An 18,628-nucleotide genomic window follows, 5' to 3' on the forward strand; every position below is an offset into this window, starting at 1 on the left:
CTAATAAGGGCGTTTTCTCTTGTTTTGATTAGCTTTAAAGACGTTTAGCTTTAAAGATGTTTAGCCGTGTGCTAATTCGCGGAAAGTTTTGCACGAATGAACTCACTATGGTCGACATAGAGCAGCTCTGCTGTTTTGCGAATCACGGCATCTTCCAATGGATCAATTTCACCGTCAGCGTACGCCACTTCCCACATACTTTTGATAAGCTCATAGCGAGTTTCTTGTGAAAGCTCGCGCAGTTGAGACGTAAAGTCATAAAGGGAAGTCGACTCACTCGATCTGTTTTGAGCCTGATTCAGTAGGGTGTCGGTCTCTTCTTCTGTTAGGGAAAGCAATTTCATGATCAAAGAGCGTTTGGTTGCTTGCTCTCTTTCATCGATTTGATGGTCCGCACCAGCTACTTCACAAAGCAAACATGCTATCGCCATATTGGGTGACAGTGTGTTGGATTGGCTAAGGTCCGAGCCTTCTATAAGTTGTTTAAATAATGAAGTAAGCGAATTAAACATGTTGAGCACCAAGCTGTTATCTATTAATTTAAGATGGTAATGGTTTGAGCAAATCTCAAGGTCTTGATTGAATTTGATCAAGATCTCATACGATTGAGATGACATTTTTGCTCAATACAGTATTTGACCGCCAAAAAGCGGATTTATTCCTCAACCTTTGTAGGCGGGAAATGTATTGAATCACCTTCACCAGTTAAAATACTGATATTACTTGGCTTACCATTTTCATCTAATCTCAGTTCACCAATTGCGCTTTGATTTACTAATCGATAGAAGTTGTGATTACTTGGGGCTCGTTTAAAAATTTTCAGACGCTTACGTTTAGTAAACCAGTTCAACGGTGAGCGGGGGCTGTACAAAAGTCTGTCCATCGCATCACAAGCTGACAGCAATTGAGCAGGAAATTGGTTCTTAATCCCGCTACAGGTGATTTGGTAGATGTTCGGACTATTGCGGCGAAAACGCAGTTTGATGTCGTACGCGAAAGAGTAGTGTACATCTCCGGAAAGAATCACAAAGTTGGTCGGCGTTTTAGTGTGAGTGAAAATACTGATTAAGGTATTCGCACTGCCCGGATGAGCCATCCAGTTTTCTGCGTCAATCAGCAGCGGTTGGCCACAGCTGGTCATGATGCGTTGCAGTGTTTCAATAAATTTTACACCGAACATTGGCGCAGCCGAGACGACGATCACTTTGTCTTGATGCATCAGTTCTTGCTGGAACTCGATCAAGGCTTCCCAATCCATCAAGCCAGATGGTTTGTTCATGCGTGATTCCGAGCGCCAACGACGAGTTCGGGTATCTAGCACCACCACTTTGGGTGAAGTGTGGATGGTATAGTGCCAGTCTTCGAATCGATATAAGTATTGGATGAAGTCGTCTTGAGATTCAGGCGTTAGTTCATCAAAGTAACGGCGTGCATGTTGAATAAAAGGTGCATCGAACTTTTCTGGTGCGTTTCCCCAACCTTGGCATAACCAATACGCAATTAAGCTGTTACCAATAATACGATTGGAGAAGCGATTCTCATAGGCGGACTTTTCCCAGCCAACGGTCAGGTTCCAATCGTCAGTAACGTCATGGTCATCAAAGATCATGTAAGTTGGGACGTGTGCCAACAAACGTTGGACTTTATCTAAGCCTTCGATAAATGCATCGATATGGACTTTCTCATCACGCCAATGTTGCTGCCATTTTGGCTCGAGCGCTTTTCCACCGGTCGTGAATTGTCTATCCAATAAACGTTCGCGATTGATTAACGTCCAAGGTACTGGAGACCAAACGAGTAGGTACATTGCAAACAGTTCAGCAAAGCTGATTAAGTGGTTTTCACATTCACGCGAGCTGAAAATTGGTGTTCCCCGATGAGGGAAAAGCTTGGTGAGTAAACTGCCATCATCTACGTAGTGGGGCAGGATGTTATCTCGGCCATAAAAGCAATCTGGACTTTGATACAGTTCTTGCGTGTTTTTAATTGGCGCTTGTTCGAACTCTTCATCGGGCAAGCCTAATAGCTCTACCAATTGTTCGATGGCATCCAGCATCGGCCCCGCCACATGATCGGCATAGATTTGGTCGCCGCTCATGAGCAGCATGTCAGGGCGCTCAGTGATTTGCTGGCTGGCAACCTTGGCGTCTGCTTGGACTAGTGTGTCTTTACTAAAATGATGTGGGTTACGGCAAGAGCCGTGCAGTACATAATCAGCTTTCTCGCTAATTAAAAATTCGACACCTTGCGCTGCTTGCTTGTCTTCGCCATAGATAAGATGGGGCATCAACTCGGTTAGCAAGCCCGATTGAGTATGGAGCTGATAACGCAGTGCTTTGTGGGTAGGAAATTTGCCTTGAAGTGTCAGCATACAAACCCAAGCGCGTTCGCCAACTTGCAATAGATGCTCTGTTGATACTGGCTGGGAATAGTATTGTTCACCAGTGCTAGCATCGCTGATTTCAACCAAGCCTTCGAGAGGTTGGGTTGTCACCAACCAAATGTTCACTTCCGTCGCGGTGACTTTTCTTAAAATCGGACCGGCAACAATCAGAGGAAGGGAGGAAAGTTCGTTGGTATTGAGCAATGTTGGCAAAGCGGTTCCTTATTGTTCTGAATCTTCTTCGAGTATTTCGATAACTTGTGAGCTGCTAAGTTCATGTCCCATCAGAAATAAACCTAACATCGCGTCAGCTTTTGAAGCATTGTCGCTATCTTCATCGAGAATTTGTTGCAGGCGAGAGCGAATCAGATCGATTTCATGCTCAACAAATCCGCGACCTTCCTCCTCTCCTTGTATTTCTTCTGGAGCGTTATCAAATTGAAGAAAAAGAAGATCACCATCTAATTGTGTACTAACTAACCGTTCGGGTAGCCAGGATTCTCCCATTACGATATCTGGATCGTTTTGTTGAGATAAATCGTTAAGAACGGTGATGAGTTCGGAAGCTTTCACATTAATTTCATTAGGTTGGGTTTAATCTATACGCATTTCTATAAGCACTGCGCTCTAGTCACTTGACAATGAACAGAACACTTAACTCTTTACCACAAAACTTTTTGGCACATTTGTTTACTAATGCACCAGACATAAAGCCTGTGAAGTTAGCGCAATATTAGTTACGATTATTGTAACGGCTAATACTTAAATAACATAAGCTTAAAATAGCATTCTGAGAACGTTTGGCTTTTTATCAACCAATTTTCCCTTTGGAACCTTATGAAGAAAACAACACAAGTAGTGGCTCTTTTGGCAACATCTGCTGTTTCCTTGCCCGCTTTATCCTCATCAGAACAAGAGTGGGGGATTGCAGCAATGTACCGTACAGCATCGATACCTTTTTATACAGCCAATGATGACTCAACGGTAAGCACGTTTGTGCCAATGATGTTCTTTGAAAACGAACACTTGTACATCGACGGTATCGAAGGCGGTGTGTTCTTATTTGATGAGAGCGATTCTAACTGGCGTACCAGTGCCATCATGCGTTTACGCTTTGTTGATATTCCTAAGTCCATTCAAAATGCGTTTGAAGGGGATCGTGTCGATTTCGGTGGCCAAATTCGTTATAATTTCGACGAAAACTGGCGCGCAGAATTTGAAGTCATGACGGATGACGAATTCCAATTTCACTCTAATTACCGTATCGCTGCTAATTATGAATTGGGCGATTGGGAGTTAGAACCCTCTTTTACCATTCGTTATAAAGATGCCGATTTCAACAGTACTTACTACTCGTTTGATGAAGTAACAGGCGAGAAAATTGGTGCGGGTATTGATGCGAATTTGGGTATCAAAGCACGTTACCACGTAATTTCTAACCTGTATCTATTGGGTGAAACCAGCATCACTCGTCTGGATAGTGAAGCGTACAATAGCCAAATCGTGGAAGATCGTTACCAAGGTGAAGTATTCGTTGGCTTTGGTTTCTTCAATGATAAAGGCAAAGATCGTAAGTCAGATTTGCGTAATCGTCCGTATCTCCGAATTGCACATGGCTGGGCAACGCCTTCTAACATGGGTGACATCTTTAAGTTCAATGCTGAGAAAGATGAATACAACAACCAACTGACGTCCTTCTTCTACGGGCATCCGCTGACAGACGAGCTATTTGGTTTACCTCTAGATATCTACCTAACCCCAGGTCTTGTTCACCATTGGTCGTCAGACGTGCAATCTTCTAGCACTGAATACGTAATGGCGATTAAAGCGTATTACACCTTTAATTGGCCTACGAAATGGCGTTTTGGTGTTGCAGAAGGTATGTCTTACATCGATAACATTACTTATATCGAAGGGACAGAGATGGAGGAGAAGGGCTATACACCAAGCAACCTGCTCAACTATCTCGATTTCTCATTGGATGTAAACGTCGGTGACCTGTTCAACCAAAAAGATTGGGAGAACATGTGGGTTGGGTATTCGTTACACCATCGCTCTGCGATCTTCGAAAACGCCTCTCAATTTGGCAGAATTAAAGGCGGAAGTAACTACAACACGATTTATTTCCAATACGAATTCTAAATACATTATTAAGCCCTGTAATCCTACAGGGCTTTTTATTATCCAATAATTGATAACCATTATTATTTTTATTCTTCTGTATTCTATTTTTGTATTTATATATTCAATTTGAATTAGTAAATATTATCTATTTTACCTAGCTCTGACCTATTCATGTTTCATTAATAAAAAATCGTAAAATGAAATATAAGATTACGCATCGTGCCATTTATAAATTGATAGTGGTCAAACTTATTAACCCTTAAATCTACAAGGATATTAATAGTGGCGGGTGGCCATGCCTTAGTTGCTCAAGGCTTGTGCTATCTAGCTTAATTGATGGTTTTGTAGAAATGTTGCTTTGATTTGCCTTGTGTATTAATTAAAGCGAAATTAGATATTTTCAATGAATGCCTATTTTGAAAATACAATCTCTATGTCTTTTATTTCTAACGAGTGTTCTTTCCCCACTTAAAGCCATTAATTAAGCGCCACGACCAAATTCAAAAACGTAATTTAGGAAAAAACCATGAGTCAAAATGGTAAGTTTAATATTACTCGGCGTGATGCTTTAAAGGGCGGTTCTGCACTTGGCGCTTTGGCGTTAGCAGGAAACGCGCTTTCTCTCCCGTTTGCAACTAAAGCGGTTGCCAAAGAAACGCCAGCAAAACCAAATGAAAAAATTGTCTGGTCGGCATGTACCGTTAACTGTGGTTCGCGTTGTCCGCTTCGTATGCATGTGGTCGACGGTGAAATCAAATGGGTAGAAACCGATAACACGGGTGATGATGTGTATAACCACAACCATCAAGTACGTGCTTGTTTGCGTGGTCGCTCTATGCGTCGCCGTGTTTACTCGCCAGACCGTTTGAAATACCCACTTCTTCGTGTTGGTAAACGTGGTGAAGGTAAGTTTAAACGCATCACTTGGGATGAAGCCTTTGACCTCATTGGTGACAACCTAAAACGCATCATTAAAGACTACGGTAATGACGCGGTTTACCTAAACTACGGTACGGGTACCTTGGGTGGTACGGTAACTAAGAGTTGGGACCCAAGCGCGACATTGGTTGCTCGTATGATGAACCTTTGTGGTGGTTACCTAAATCACTATGGTGACTACTCAGCAGCGAACATTGAATGTATGTCTGAGTATTTCTACGGCACTTGGGTAGACAACAACTCGATTGACGACGTGCAAAACGCAGATCTTTGTCTGATGTTTGGTAACAACCCTGCAGAAACTCGTATGTCGGGCGGTGGTCAGGTTCATAACTACGTGGACGCCAAAAACATCAGCCACACACGTACGATCTGTATCGACCCTCGTTACACCGATACTGCCGCGGGTCGTGAAGACCAATGGGTACCAATCAAGCATGGTACTGACGCTGCACTGATCGCTGCTATCGCACATGTATTGATCAGCGAAGATAAAGTCGACCAAGACTTCCTTGACCGTTACTGTGTGGGTTACGATCGCAAAACACTGCCTGCGTCAGCGCCAGAAAACGGCAGCTACAAAGATTACATCATGGGAACAGGTCCAGATGGTATCGAGAAAACGCCAGAGTGGGCACAGCCAATCACAGGTATTCCTGCTGATGTGATCTTGAAACTTGCGCGTGAAATCGGCGATGCAAAACGCATTTACATCACCCAAGGTTGGGGTCTACAACGTTCAGCAAATGGTGAGCAAGCGTGTAAAGCGATCATGATGCTGTCTCTGCTCCGTGGTCAGGTTGGTCTACAAGGCGGTGGTACTGGTGCTCGTGAGGGTAACCACTCTTACCCATTCCAACGCTTCCCGAAAGTACCAAACCCGATCAGCGCTTCTATCCCAATGTTCCTTTGGACAGACGCGATTTTCCGCGGCACTGAGATGACCGATCTTACTGATGGCATCAAAGGTGTAGAGAAGCTGCAAAACAACATCAAGTTCATCTGGAACTATGCAGGTAACTGCCTGATTAACCAACACTCGGACATCAACCGCACACACGACATTCTTCAAGATGAAAAAGCGTGTGAAATGATTGTGGTGATCGACAACCACATGACCTCTTCTGCGAAGTATGCCGATATCGTACTGCCAGACTGTACAACCTCAGAGCAATCGGATTTCTGTATGGATGGTGCGGCTGCATCAATGCCTTACTTCATCTTTGCAAGCCAAGCGATTCAACCTCGTTTCGAATGTAAGCCAATCTACGACATCATGTCTGGTGTGGCGAAGCGCATGGGCGTGTTTGATGAATTTACTGAAGGTCGCACTCAAGAAGAGTGGCTACAGTGGATGTACGCTCAGACCGTTAAACAAAACAACGATCCAAACCTGCCGTCTTACGATGAGATGAGAAAGCAGGGCATCTACAAGAAGCAATTCGACCGTCCATATGTGGCGTTTGAAGATTTCCGCCGTGACCCAGAAGCGAATCCGTTGCCTTCACCGTCAGGTAAGATTGAGATCTACTCAGAGACCCTCGCGAAGATCAACGAAGAATGGGAACTGGACGAAGATGAGTCCATCAAGCCATTGCCTGAATACGTTTCGACGTTCAACGGCTGGGATTCGCCAGATCGTAAAGAGTTCCCGCTTCAGTTGACGGGTTTCCACTACAAAGCACGTGCGCACTCTACGTACGGCAACGTCGACATCCTAAAAGCAGCAGCACCACAAGAGCTTTGGATCAACCCAGTCGATGCCGCTTCTCGCAATATTGATAACGGCGATTTAGTGAGTGTTCGCAGCAAGTTCGGTGAAATGAACGTTCGTGTAAAAGTGACCCCACGCATCATGCCGCATGTGGTTGGCTTAGGTGAGGGCGCATGGTACTCACCAAATGGTAAAGGTGTTGACCAAGCGGGTTCAATCAACGTATTGACGACACAACGTCCAAGCCCGTTGGCAAAATCAAACCCGAGCCATACCAACCTCGTTGAAGTGACGCTAATTAAGAAAATGGGGGCTAAATAATGAGCACAGCGAAGCAGTATGGCTTTTACATTGATTCAAGCAAATGTACTGGCTGCAAAACATGTCAGCTCTCTTGTAAAGACAACAAAGATCTGGGTATCGACCGCAACTTCCGTCGTGTTTACGAATACGTAGGCGGCAACTGGACGGAAGAAAACGGTGCGTTCCGTCAAAACGTGTTCGCGTACTACCTATCGATCTCTTGTAACCACTGTACTAACCCTGCGTGTACCAAGGTTTGTCCATCAGGTGCAATGCACAAGCGTGAAGAAGACGGCTTTGTTGTTGTCGATGAAAGCGTGTGTATCGGCTGTAAATCTTGTCACATGGCATGCCCATACGGCGCACCTCAATACAGCGAAGAAAAAGGTCACATGACTAAGTGTGATGGCTGTTACGAACGTGTCGCAGAAGGCTTAATGCCAGTGTGTGTTGATAGCTGTCCATTGCGTGCGATTGAGTTTGGTCCAATTGATGAGCTACGCGCGAAATACGGTTCAAACGCGGATGTGGCACCATTGCCAGACTCTCGCATTACGAGCCCGAACCTGATCGTGAAGCTAAATCCAAATGGTCGCCCAACCAATGACCGCACTGGTTTCCTACAGAATCCAAGAGAGGTGAAATAATGTTATACGAAGCACCATTAGTTGCCTTTACGGTTCTTGCTCAAACAGCGGTTGGCGCGCACCTAACGGTTAATGCGTTCGAGAAATTCGGCAAGCCACCACGCGTGACAGAACCTCGTATGAACATCGCACGTTTCGCAATTTTGGTTGTAATGGGATTGGGTTTCTTGTTCTCAACCACGCATTTAGGTAGTCCACTTCGTGCCTTCAACGCATTAAACCGTGTTGGTAGTGCGGCGCTATCTAACGAGATCTTAACGGGTGCAAGCTTTCTGTCTCTAGCGGGTTTGTACTGGTTGCTAACGATTCTAAAAATCGGCAGCGAAGGCGTTCGCAAAATTGTGAACTGGTTGTCTATCGCGGTTGGCGTGATTTTCATGTTCGCGATGGCAAATGTTTACCAAATCGAAACGGTACCAGCATGGTACTCACCAATGACAACGGTTGCGTTTTGGTTCACGGTCGTGACTTCGGGTCTGATGTTTGGTTACACGCTGATCAACGTATTGGACGTGACGGCTGAGAAAACCAATCGTCGCCTAATGTGGGCTGGTGTGAGCTTGATTGCGCTGAACCTAGCGTTCTCAGTAATGCAGACGATTTACTTCGCAGGTATCTCAACGGCGATTCACAGTGGCTTGGATCAAATCACCATGCTATCTGGCTATGTTGCTGGTCACGTATTGTTGCTTGTGGTTGCTGCTGCTCTTTGGGTATTCGCTGAGTTGTTTACCGCTGAAGGTCGTCAGAAGAACTTGCTGGCTATCGTGGCATTCGTTGCCTTGTTCGTTGCAGAGATTCTAGGTCGTAACGTGTTCTACGGCATGCACTTTACATCTGGTTTGTACTAATAATCGTTGTTTGTACTGATAACAATTAGCAGAGTGGGGCGAGTGTTCGTCCCACCTCTTTTCCGTTTTACTTAATCGAAGAATAAAAACACCAGTCATCAAAGGTACTTCATGCAAATTTCTCAACTTGAACCACAAGATACCAGCATCGTTCTTAAGCTGTTTGGTGCACTGTTTTACTACCAGCCAAAAGATTACCCAGCGGCAAATCTCGATACGTTGTTGAGCAATACTGATACGCCAATCGAAGCGCTCAATGACATGCTGCGCAGCTTTCAAAACGAGAGCGAAGAGACACTGCAAATGGAGCACGATCGCATGTTTGCCGGTATTGGTGAGATGCCTGCGCCACCTTGGGGTTCGGCTTATCTAGATAAAGAAGCGGTGTTGTTTGGTGAATCAACCATTGAATATCGTTACTTCTTGCAGCGTTGTGGTTTTGCTTTGGAATCTGACCAACGTGAGCCAGAAGACCAGATCGGCTTGATGCTGATGGTGTTAGGGATGTTGCTAGAAACTGACCAACAAAAACTGGCGGCTGAAATGCTGCGCGAGCACCTGATGACGTGGTTTGGTTTTTTCAACAAACGCTTCAAAAAAGCAGTGACTCTTGCGCCTTACTCAAAATTGTCGAGCCTTACTGAAGAATTGCTTCAATCCTTGAGTGAGCAATACCAAGTCGTTGTGCCAGCAAAGAGAGATTACTCGGATGCGCCAGTCTGAATCGGTTGATCTAAGCAAGCGACGTCTGTTTTCGTTCCGTTGCGCAACAGTAGAGCAAGCTCAAGAGCCTCGTGTAAAAGCGAGACCGCCGTATGCGGTGGAAGAGTCGATGTTCACAAGGCTATGTGATGGGTGCGGAAAGTGCGCTTCTGCATGTCCGAGCCAAATCATAGAAATGGTTGATGGCGTTGCCGCGTTAGACATCAGTTACTCGGCATGTGATTTATGCGGCGCGTGTAAGTCGGCGTGTCCTACATTGGCGCTTTCCAATCAAACAGAGTCTACAGGCTTGATTGCCACTATCTCGAACAGCTGTGAAAACTTATACGGTTATTGCGGTAGTTGCGAGGACAGTTGCCCTTATGATGCTTTGCAATGGCAAGATGATATGAAACCTAAAATTGACGCTGCCAAATGCAAAGGTTGCGGACAATGCGCGCAAAGTTGCTACAACAGCATGATCAGCTTTGACTTAAAACGATAAAAAAGGGATTGGCGCGAACCAATCCCTTTTTGTTTGTATTCAATGCTATTCAATCTTACGCCAAGGTTGCCAATTGGCTTTGTGCGTCTGAGATGCCTTTCGCTGCTGCGTCTTCGCCCATGTTTAGCGCTTCTGCGTAAACAAATTCCACATCCGTGATACCAACAAAGCCCAATACTGTGCGTAGGTATGGTGTCATGCTGTCGGTTGGTGAGTCTTTATGAAGACCACCACGAGTGGTGACTACGATTGCTTTCTTACCTTCAATCAGACCTTGAACGCCATTTTCTGTGTATTTGAATGTCACGCCTGCACGAGCAATCAAATCAATCCAGTTTTTAAGCTGGGTTGGAATCGTGAAGTTGTACATTGGTGCTGCGATAACCAAAGTATCTGCTGCTTTGATTTCTTCAATTAAGGTATTAGATAGATCAACCACCGCTTGTTGCTCTTGCGAAAGATCTTCTGTTGCACGTAGTGCTGTCGCAACGGAAAAGTCTAAAACTGGCAGTGGATTCGCAGCTAAATCACGAACTGTTAGTTTATCTTGGTCTACATTTTTGATGAAGTCTTCAACCAGTTTGTTTGATTGAGAGTAATCGCCAAGGATGCTTGACTTAAGAGCTAGTACACGAGACATATGGATTTCCTTTAATGAGTGCTTTCGGCTATGTGATGCATTATAGGCAATGCTCATAGACTCAAAACCCGATGGATTTGCTTAAGTTGTTCGAAAAAATTGAATGATTGCTGGATACTGCTTTCCGTTATCTTGTTCTAGCCCTTATGTGCTACAATCCGCGCAGTTTTATGTAATGAAAAGAATAGGAAACGCTTTGACTTCGTCACAGCCCCCAAAAAAGAATCCCGCTGAAGAGCAAGCGACACCGTCAAATGGTGCGCAAAATGCCAAAGCGAAGCAGGCTAATGCATCTCAAGCACAAGCTTCTCAGAATGCTGCGCCTCAGGCTCAAGTAAATAATGCAGCGTCACTGCGCAAGGCACTTAACCAGTGCATGATGCGTGACCGCTTCCGCTTGAGTAAACGAATCTCTGGTGCAAGCAAAATCAAAAAAGACGCAGCACGTAACGCTGTGTTTGATGAAATCGCATTAGATATCGCCAAATCCATGATGGTTGTGGAGCAACGTAGTAGCTACAAACCAACGATTGAATACCCTGAAATCCTGCCAGTCAGTCAAAAACGCGACGACATTGCGAAAGCGATCGAAGAAAACCAAGTGGTTATCGTTGCAGGTGAGACCGGTTCAGGTAAAACCACTCAGCTACCAAAAATTTGTGCTGAGCTTGGTCGCGGTAAATTCGGTCTGATTGGTCATACTCAGCCTCGTCGTCTTGCGGCGCGTTCGGTTGCGAACCGTATTGCCGAAGAGATGGAAACCAAGCTTGGTGAGTTTGTTGGTTATAAGGTTCGATTCAACGATCAGATCTCTGAAAATACCCAAATCAAATTGATGACGGACGGTATCTTGCTGGCTGAAATTCAGCATGATCGTTTCTTGAATCAATACGACACCATCATTATCGATGAAGCGCACGAGCGCAGTCTTAACATCGATTTCATCTTGGGTTACTTGAAAGAGTTGCTACCACGTCGTCCTGATCTGAAAGTGATCATCACGTCGGCAACCATCGACCCTGAGCGTTTTTCAAAACACTTCAACAATGCCCCAATCATTGAAGTGTCAGGTCGTACTTACCCAGTAGAAACGCGTTACCGCCCACTAAGTGGTGATGACGATAATGATCGTGACCAACTTGAAGGTATCTTCGAAGCGGTAGACGAACTGTGCGATGAAGGCTTAGGTGACATCCTGATCTTCATGAACGGTGAGCGTGAAATCCGTGATACCGCTGATGCACTGTCGAAACGTAACCTGAAGAGCACGGAAATTGTGCCGCTTTACGCGCGTTTGTCGGCGGGTGAGCAGAACAAGATTTTCCAACCTCATGCTGGTCGTCGAATTGTACTGGCAACCAACGTAGCGGAAACCTCGTTGACGGTTCCGGGCATCAAATACGTTATCGACCCGGGTACGGCGCGTATCAGTCGATACAGTTACCGTACTAAGGTTCAGCGTCTTCCAATCGAGCCAGTTTCTCAGGCGAGTGCGAACCAGCGTAAAGGTCGTTGTGGTCGTGTGGAAGAGGGTATCTGTATCCGCCTGTACTCAGAGGAAGATTTTGAGTCACGTCCGGAGTTTACCGATCCTGAGATCCTGCGCACCAACCTAGCGTCGGTTATCTTGCAGATGACGGCACTTGGTTTGGGTGATATTCAAGCCTTCCCGTTTGTGGAAGCACCTGACAAACGTAACATTCAAGACGGTGTTCGCCTTCTAGAAGAGTTGGGTGCAATCAATTCTGATGCGAAAGAATCGAAGAAACGCCTAACCAGCATTGGTCGTCAACTTGCACGCCTTCCAATCGACCCACGTTTAGCACGTATGGTATTGGAATCACCAAAGCAAGGCGCATTGAAAGAAGTGATGATCATCGCAGCGGCATTGTCGATTCAAGACCCGCGCGAGCGTCCAAGTGACAAGCAGCAATCATCTGATGACAAGCACAAACGTTTCTTCCATGAAGACTCAGATTTTCTGACGTTTGTGAACCTGTGGGATTATATCCAGAAGCAGCAAAAAGCGCTAACGGGCAACCAGTTCCGCAAGCAATGTAAACAAGATTACTTGAACTACTTGCGCGTGCGTGAGTGGCAAGATGTGTACTTCCAAATTCACCAGTCGATGCGTGAAATGGAATTCAAACTGAACGATGAGCCTGCGTCTTACCATGGCGTACACAGCTCAATCTTGGTCGGTTTGTTGTCACACATCGGTATGAAAGACCAAGAGAAGAATGAATACCAAGGCGCGCGTAACGCTCGTTTCCATATCTTCCCTGCATCAGGTCTATTTAAGAAACAGCCTAAGTGGATCATGTCTGCTGAATTGGTGGAAACCTCTAAACTTTGGGGTCGTATCATCGCCAAGATTCAACCTGAGTGGATTGAACCGTTAGCGAAGCACCTGATTAAGCGCAGTTACAGCGAGCCGCATTGGTCGAAGAAACGTGCAGCAGTCATGGCACACGAGAAAGTGATGCTTTACGGCGTGCCAATTGTACCGAAGCGTTTGGTGAACTATGGCAGTATCGATCCAACCGTCAGTCGTGAGCTATTCATTCGTAGTGCGCTGGTGGAAGGTGAGTGGGAAACTAAACACGCGTTCTTCAAGCAAAACCGCAAGCTTCTTCAAGAAGTGGAAGAACTTGAACACAAATCTCGTCGCCGTGACATCTTGGTGGATGACGATGAACTGTTTGATTTCTACGACCAACGTGTTGGTACTGAAGTAGTCTCTGGTAAACACTTCGATACGTGGTGGAAGAAAGCGTCTAAAGACAACAAAGAACTGCTGAACTTCGAGAAAGAGATGCTGTTCAAGGGCGATGCAAGCCACGTTACCGATTTGGATTACCCGAACTTCTGGCATCAAAACAACCTGAAACTTAAGCTGAGCTACCAGTTTGAGCCGGGTGATGACAGTGACGGTGTGACGGTACACTTGCCGCTGCCGATCTTGAACCAAGTCGAGCCTGCAGGCTTTGATTGGCAGATCCCAGGTCTGCGCCATGAGCTTGTGGTGAGTTTGATTAAATCGCTGCCGAAGACGGTGCGTAAGAATTTTGTTCCTGCGCCAAACTACGCCGATGCTTTCTTAGCTCGTGCAACACCGATGGAAGCGCCGCTGCTTGACTCGTTAGAGAAAGAGCTGCGTCGAATGACGGGTGTAGAAGTTCTGCGCGAAGATTGGAATATGGATCAAATTCCGGAGCACTTGAAGGTGACTTTCCGCGCGGTTGACCATAGAAATCGCAAGTTGAAGGAAAACAAAGACCTTCACGAATTGAAAGAGAGCTTGAAAGACAAAGTTCAAGAAACCCTTTCAAAAGTTGCGGATGACGACATCGAGCAAGAAGGTTTGCATACGTGGAGTTTTGGCGAGCTGCCTAAGGTGTACCAACAAAAACGTGGCGGTTACGATGTTAAAGCGTACCCAGCGATTGTGGATTCTAAGGACAGTGTTGAAATCAAACTGTACGAGACCGAATACGAGCAGGTCACGGCAATGCAAGCGGGTCAGCGCCGTCTGATCTTGTTGAACGTGCCGTCGCCAATTAAATACCTGCACTCTAACTTACCGAACAAGTCGAAGTTGGGTCTGTACTTTAACCCTTACGGTAAAGTGCTGGATCTGATTGATGACTGTATCGCGTGTGGTGTCGATAAGCTTATCGAAGAGCAGGGCGGTTTGGTTTGGGAGCCTGAGAAGTTTGATGCGCTGAAAGAACACGTTCGTGCTGAACTTGGTGATACCGTGGTGGAAATTGCGCAGCAAGTGGAAACCATCCTGACGACCGCGTTCAACATCAATAAGAAGTTGAAAGGCAAGATCGATTTCACCATGGCGTTTGCGTTATCGGACATCAAAGCACAAATAGAAGGACTGATCTTCAAAGGTTTCGCAACAGAATGTGGCTGGAAACGTCTGCCAGATATTCTACGTTACATGCGCGCGATTGAGCGCCGTATGGAGAAGTTGCCGATTGATCCGAATAAAGACCGTTTACACATGCTAAAAGTGGAGTCAGTAGCCAGTGATTATAAAGAGTTGCTGAACAAGATTCCAAAAGGCATGGTGATTCCGGAGAATGTAAAAGAGATCCGTTGGATGCTCGAGGAACTTCGTGTGAGCTTCTTTGCTCAACAATTAGGCACTCCATATCCGGTTTCTGATAAACGTGTCAAAAATGCGATTGATGCTTGCTAAGCGATCAGTACAATAGCGGCGGTTTTTCTTGTGGGGATTACTGACTAATCAATGGTTTGTCCAGTTATAGGCTCTATTGGTACAGTAATTGCAGATTTTTGGCCACAAGTGATTTTTAGTCATAAAAGAGGCAAAGGTTCGCCTCTTTTATGTTTGCAGTACCAACCTCTGCCCAAAGCAGAAGTGGGTAATAATAAAGAGTAAAGGTTGATGATGAAGAAAACTCTATTGGCAGTAGCACTTCTTGGTGCTTCTTCTGCAGCAATGGCAGACTCATGGATTTACGGCGGAGCGTCTGTAGGCCAGTCTGATTTTAAAGGCGAAAGTGACACTTCTTACTCAGTACACGTTGGTACAGGTATCCTGCCTATCATCGGTATCGAAGCAGGTGTAACTCAGCACGGTGAATTCAAAGTAGATGGCAAAGATACTAAGCTGACTTCTTACTACGCAGCACTTAAGCCAAGTATCGATTTCGGCCCGCTACACGTGTACGCAAAAGGCGGTATCCACCAGTGGGATAAGAAAGTTTCTGGCGGCACAAACGACGATGATTTCGATCTAATGTACGGTGTGGGTGCGGAATACTTCATTTTCGGTCCTATGTCTGTTGGTGCAAGCTACATGAACTACACAGCGGGTAAAGACGACATCGGTACTTTCTCTCTAAACGCGACACTGCACTTCCTATAATCATCGAGTTCTTCGAAGGTTTATTTGTAAAACGTCGGCAACATGCCGGCGTTTTTTGTTTGTAAATCACACAAATAAATATTGCTTATATTTTATTCGCCCACTTTTCGAAAAACGAGCTAGCTTTCTCATATAGTCTGGCTAGAAAAGCATAATAGACGCGAAAACACTCGTCTTATAGGCCAGTCTGGAATCCAATCAGAAAGGTATCACTATGAAAACAAAACTCTCGTTATTGGCTCTGGTGCTTTGTTCAAGTTCAGCGTTTGCTGACTCTTGGATCTACGCTGGTGGTCAAATTGGTCAGTCTGATATCGACAGCGAAAATGACACAACTTACGGCATTCATGTTGGCACGGGGATCTTGCCATTGATTGGTATTGAAGTTGGCTACTTTAACCATGGACAAGTTGACCTATCTTTAGGTGGAAACTCCGGCAGTGTGGATTTTTCTTCGTTCTACTTAGCTGCAAAACCTAGCATTGATTTTGGCCCTCTCCACGTATACGGTAAAGCGGGAATTAACGCATTTAATGTTGAATACAACGGATCATTAAGTTCTTTGGACAAGGATGATGGTGTGTCATATGTGGTTGGATTTGGTGCTGAATACTTCGTTCTGGATAACATTTCAATTGGGGCGAGTTATCAAGCTTTCGGCGTGGATATTGAAGGAGATAGTGATAGCTTAAGTAGCATTACTGGCAATGTAACATTCCACTTCTTGTAATACTGGTTTCGCATCACCCCCAAAGCACCTTTCATAGGTGCTTTTTTGTTTTTTGTTGCCTTTCTTCCGTTCTGAGACCTTGTACTTTTAAACCGGACTTTTGTCCTGAAACTTTGTCCCGCTTCCTCATTATGATTGCGCCATCAGAACGAACGAGGAAAACATTATGACTGCTCATATCGCAGGTTCTGCAGAAGATTTTGCTTCAACTGTTATCATGCCGGGCGACCCGCTGCGCGCGAAATACATCGCTGAAACCTACCTAGATGACGCCAAACTGGTCACGGACATTCGTAACATGCTGGGTTACACCGGTTACTACAAAGGCCAGCGCATTTCAGTCATGGGGCATGGCATGGGCATCCCATCAATGGTGCTTTACGGTCACGAGCTGATTAATGACTTTGGTGTGAAACGCATTATCCGAATCGGTAGTATCGGTGCGACGCAAAAAGACGTTCACATGCGTGACGTAATCTTAGCGCAAGCAGCAGGTACGGATTCACCAACTAACGCTAAGCGCAGCAGTGGCTACCACATGGCAACGTCTGCAACGTTTGAACTGCTGCACAATGCTTACATGTCTGCGAAAGAGAAAGGCATTGATGTCAAAGTGGGCAACATTTTCACTGGTGATCTTTACTACGATCCGGATGAAGACATGATCCCTGCACTAGAACGCTTTGGCGTGCTTGGTGTGGACATGGAAGTGGCGGGCTTGTACGGCTTGGCGCACCAATTCGGCATCGAATCGCTGGCGATTTTGACCGTGTCTGATCACTGCATTACTGGCGAAGAAACCACAGCAGAAGAGCGTCAGCTTTCTTTCAACAACATGATTGAAATTGCGCTAGAAACTGCGATTAAAGCTTAACCCTACGATTAAGTTTGTTTTGAGAGCTAGCTCGCTGGCTCTCAATCATGATAAGAACATCTATCCAATGAGCCCTTGGAGTGAACTATGAGAAATAAAATAACACTCACCGCAATTAGCTTTCTCGCCAACTTCATCATGGCGGGTTTTGCGACCCAATTTGGTATGTTGGTCGAACCGCTTGCCAACACCTTTGATGCGAACGTTAACGAAGTCGCGTCGATTTTCTCGCTATTAAATGGCGGCGCACTTGCCGGCACTATCGCTGCTTTCTTTTTGATTGAGAAAGTCGGCATCAAACGCATGACCGTGTTGTGTTACGGCGCGATTGCAGCTTCTGCATTGAGCCTATACGTTGCACCATCTCTGTTTATCGTGATGCTTGGCATGACAGTCATTGGTTTCTGTGGTGGTGTCGGTCTTTGTATCGCGGGTACTATCGTCGTATCGGTATGGAAAGACAAAATTCAAAGCACCATGCTGGTGGTTCAAGACGCGACCTTCAATGTTGCGGGCGTTGTTTTCCCTTTGATTACCACATATGCACTGACCAATGCCATGAACTGGAGCATCAGCTACCTGAGTGTGGGCGTGGTAGCGCTGGCAACTATGTTTGTTGCGCTGCTGACCAACTTTAACCAATGTGGCGGCGAAAGTGGCTCTGAGCAAGAAGCAAAATCTGAATGGAACTTCGGCATCATCAGCGGTGGTGTAGGTTTGTTCCTAGGTATGCTTGCGCTGTACACCTTCCTAACTTGGGCACCAATGTTCGTGAAAGAGAAGTTTGATATCCCATTTGAGCAAGCGGGCAACATCATCACTCAATACTGGTCTGCCGCTCTGGTTGGTGCGTTGGTTTCTACCGTGATTGTTTCGCGTATGAAGATTCAGACTTTCTTACTGACTATCATCTCTGTTGCTATGGTGATCACTAGCGTTATCGTTACTACGGATAAACTAGAATGGTTGTCATACCTGACTTACGGTTACGGTTTTGCGTGCGCTGCGCTTTACAATGCCTTTATTGCTTACGGTGTATCGTTTGTGCGCAATGCAACCAGTAAGAACGTGTCATACATTTTAATCAGCGGCAGTGCGGGCGCGATGTTTAGCCCAGCCATCAGTTCGGTAATGGAAAGCGTGGTTGGTCTGCAAACCGTGATGTACGCTATCCCAGTTATCTACGCAGTAGTCGTGGCAATGTTAGTGGTTTCAATGAAGTTTAAAACGGTAAGGCAAACGCAAACCGCTTAAATGAAATTAAGTACGAAAACAAAAAGGTCTGCATTGTGCAGACCTTTTCTCATTTA

General features: G+C 45.5%; 15 protein-coding genes. 11 read left to right on the top strand and 4 right to left on the bottom strand.

From position 1 onward, the window contains the following. Positions 1-71: 71 nt before the first annotated feature. From J4N37_RS06585 to J4N37_RS06595, 3 genes are all read right to left on the bottom strand, one after another. The gene (locus J4N37_RS06585) at positions 72-512 is read right to left on the bottom strand and encodes a tellurite resistance TerB family protein (protein ID WP_252041969.1); all 441 of its coding nucleotides are present in this window, start codon (positions 510-512) and stop codon (positions 72-74) included. Between the two features lie 143 nt (positions 513-655). Beyond that, positions 656-2,596, bottom strand: a complete 1,941-nt coding sequence (locus tag J4N37_RS06590) for an alkaline phosphatase D family protein (protein WP_252041970.1) — start codon at positions 2,594-2,596, stop codon at positions 656-658. Between the two features lie 9 nt (positions 2,597-2,605). Then, entirely contained in the window at positions 2,606-2,956 is a 351-nt protein-coding gene (locus J4N37_RS06595) for a VC1380 family protein (protein ID WP_252041971.1), read from the bottom strand. Positions 2,957-3,220: 264 nt separating this feature from the next. On the opposite strand from J4N37_RS06595, the gene J4N37_RS06600 reads away from it, so the two are divergent. The 6 genes from J4N37_RS06600 to J4N37_RS06625 all read left to right on the top strand — a co-directional run bounded on the left by J4N37_RS06600 (position 3,221) and on the right by J4N37_RS06625 (position 10,168). Next, complete coding sequence (locus J4N37_RS06600) at positions 3,221-4,525, top strand: MipA/OmpV family protein (RefSeq protein ID WP_252041973.1); 1,305 nt, start codon at positions 3,221-3,223, stop codon at positions 4,523-4,525. A gap of 508 nt (positions 4,526-5,033) precedes the next feature. Beyond that, positions 5,034-7,481, top strand: a complete 2,448-nt coding sequence (locus J4N37_RS06605) for a DmsA/YnfE/YnfF family dimethyl sulfoxide reductase (protein ID WP_252041974.1) — start codon at positions 5,034-5,036, stop codon at positions 7,479-7,481. After that, on the top strand, positions 7,481-8,110 hold the full coding sequence (locus tag J4N37_RS06610) for a DMSO/selenate family reductase complex B subunit (RefSeq protein ID WP_005433785.1): 630 nt from the start codon (positions 7,481-7,483) through the stop codon (positions 8,108-8,110). The genes J4N37_RS06605 and J4N37_RS06610 overlap by 1 nt, the downstream gene beginning before the upstream one ends. Then, a complete protein-coding gene (locus J4N37_RS06615; protein WP_252041975.1) occupies positions 8,110-8,961 on the top strand; it encodes a dimethyl sulfoxide reductase anchor subunit family protein in 852 nt (283 codons plus the stop codon). The genes J4N37_RS06610 and J4N37_RS06615 overlap by 1 nt, the downstream gene beginning before the upstream one ends. A 111-nt stretch (positions 8,962-9,072) precedes the next feature. Then, positions 9,073-9,684 carry a molecular chaperone TorD family protein gene (locus J4N37_RS06620; RefSeq protein WP_252041976.1) on the top strand — a complete coding sequence of 204 codons (612 nt, stop codon included), beginning with the start codon at positions 9,073-9,075 and terminating at the stop codon, positions 9,682-9,684. After that, positions 9,671-10,168 (top strand): 4Fe-4S binding protein, encoded by a 498-nt coding sequence (locus J4N37_RS06625; protein WP_252041977.1) that lies wholly within the window; start codon positions 9,671-9,673, stop codon positions 10,166-10,168. The genes J4N37_RS06620 and J4N37_RS06625 overlap by 14 nt, the downstream gene beginning before the upstream one ends. A 55-nt stretch (positions 10,169-10,223) precedes the next feature. On the opposite strand, the gene J4N37_RS06630 is transcribed toward J4N37_RS06625, so the two are convergent. After that, the gene (locus J4N37_RS06630; RefSeq protein ID WP_252041979.1) at positions 10,224-10,808 is read right to left on the bottom strand and encodes an FMN-dependent NADH-azoreductase; all 585 of its coding nucleotides are present in this window, start codon (positions 10,806-10,808) and stop codon (positions 10,224-10,226) included. A 175-nt stretch (positions 10,809-10,983) separates the two neighbouring features. Here J4N37_RS06630 and hrpA point away from each other — a divergent pair, with 175 nt between their 5' ends. From hrpA to tsgA, 5 genes are all read left to right on the top strand, one after another. Beyond that, positions 10,984-15,021: an ATP-dependent RNA helicase HrpA gene (gene hrpA, locus J4N37_RS06635; protein WP_503048330.1), complete on the top strand. Its 4,038-nt coding sequence runs from the start codon at positions 10,984-10,986 to the stop codon at positions 15,019-15,021. A 213-nt stretch (positions 15,022-15,234) separates the two neighbouring features. Next, entirely contained in the window at positions 15,235-15,714 is a 480-nt protein-coding gene (locus tag J4N37_RS06640) for an outer membrane beta-barrel protein (RefSeq protein ID WP_010447800.1), read from the top strand. Positions 15,715-15,928: 214 nt separating this feature from the next. Then, positions 15,929-16,444: a porin family protein gene (locus J4N37_RS06645; protein ID WP_171305271.1), complete on the top strand. Its 516-nt coding sequence runs from the start codon at positions 15,929-15,931 to the stop codon at positions 16,442-16,444. Between the two features lie 163 nt (positions 16,445-16,607). Beyond that, positions 16,608-17,318, top strand: a complete 711-nt coding sequence (gene deoD, locus J4N37_RS06650; RefSeq protein WP_370445480.1) for a purine-nucleoside phosphorylase — start codon at positions 16,608-16,610, stop codon at positions 17,316-17,318. Positions 17,319-17,405: 87 nt separating this feature from the next. Next, the gene (tsgA, locus tag J4N37_RS06655) at positions 17,406-18,572 is read left to right on the top strand and encodes an MFS transporter TsgA (RefSeq protein WP_252041980.1); all 1,167 of its coding nucleotides are present in this window, start codon (positions 17,406-17,408) and stop codon (positions 18,570-18,572) included. Positions 18,573-18,628 lie beyond the last annotated feature (56 nt).

The organism is Vibrio sp. SCSIO 43153 (assembly GCF_023716625.1).
Taxonomy (GTDB): Bacteria; Pseudomonadota; Gammaproteobacteria; order Enterobacterales; family Vibrionaceae; genus Vibrio; species Vibrio rotiferianus.

Excerpts from the sequence above, each read along its gene's own strand:
- J4N37_RS06585 (WP_252041969.1), bottom strand. The coding sequence starts at position 512 with ATGTTTAATTCGCTTACTTCATTATTTAAACAACTTATAGAAGGCTCG.
- J4N37_RS06600 (WP_252041973.1), top strand. The coding sequence starts at position 3,221 with ATGAAGAAAACAACACAAGTAGTGGCTCTTTTGGCAACATCTGCTGTT.
- J4N37_RS06605 (WP_252041974.1), top strand. The coding sequence starts at position 5,034 with ATGAGTCAAAATGGTAAGTTTAATATTACTCGGCGTGATGCTTTAAAG.
- J4N37_RS06610 (WP_005433785.1), top strand. The coding sequence starts at position 7,481 with ATGAGCACAGCGAAGCAGTATGGCTTTTACATTGATTCAAGCAAATGT.
- J4N37_RS06615 (WP_252041975.1), top strand. The coding sequence starts at position 8,110 with ATGTTATACGAAGCACCATTAGTTGCCTTTACGGTTCTTGCTCAAACA.
- J4N37_RS06620 (WP_252041976.1), top strand. The coding sequence starts at position 9,073 with ATGCAAATTTCTCAACTTGAACCACAAGATACCAGCATCGTTCTTAAG.
- J4N37_RS06625 (WP_252041977.1), top strand. The coding sequence starts at position 9,671 with ATGCGCCAGTCTGAATCGGTTGATCTAAGCAAGCGACGTCTGTTTTCG.
- J4N37_RS06630 (WP_252041979.1), bottom strand. The coding sequence starts at position 10,808 with ATGTCTCGTGTACTAGCTCTTAAGTCAAGCATCCTTGGCGATTACTCT.
- hrpA (WP_503048330.1), top strand. The coding sequence starts at position 10,984 with ATGAAAAGAATAGGAAACGCTTTGACTTCGTCACAGCCCCCAAAAAAG.
- J4N37_RS06640 (WP_010447800.1), top strand. The coding sequence starts at position 15,235 with ATGAAGAAAACTCTATTGGCAGTAGCACTTCTTGGTGCTTCTTCTGCA.
- J4N37_RS06645 (WP_171305271.1), top strand. The coding sequence starts at position 15,929 with ATGAAAACAAAACTCTCGTTATTGGCTCTGGTGCTTTGTTCAAGTTCA.
- tsgA (WP_252041980.1), top strand. The coding sequence starts at position 17,406 with ATGAGAAATAAAATAACACTCACCGCAATTAGCTTTCTCGCCAACTTC.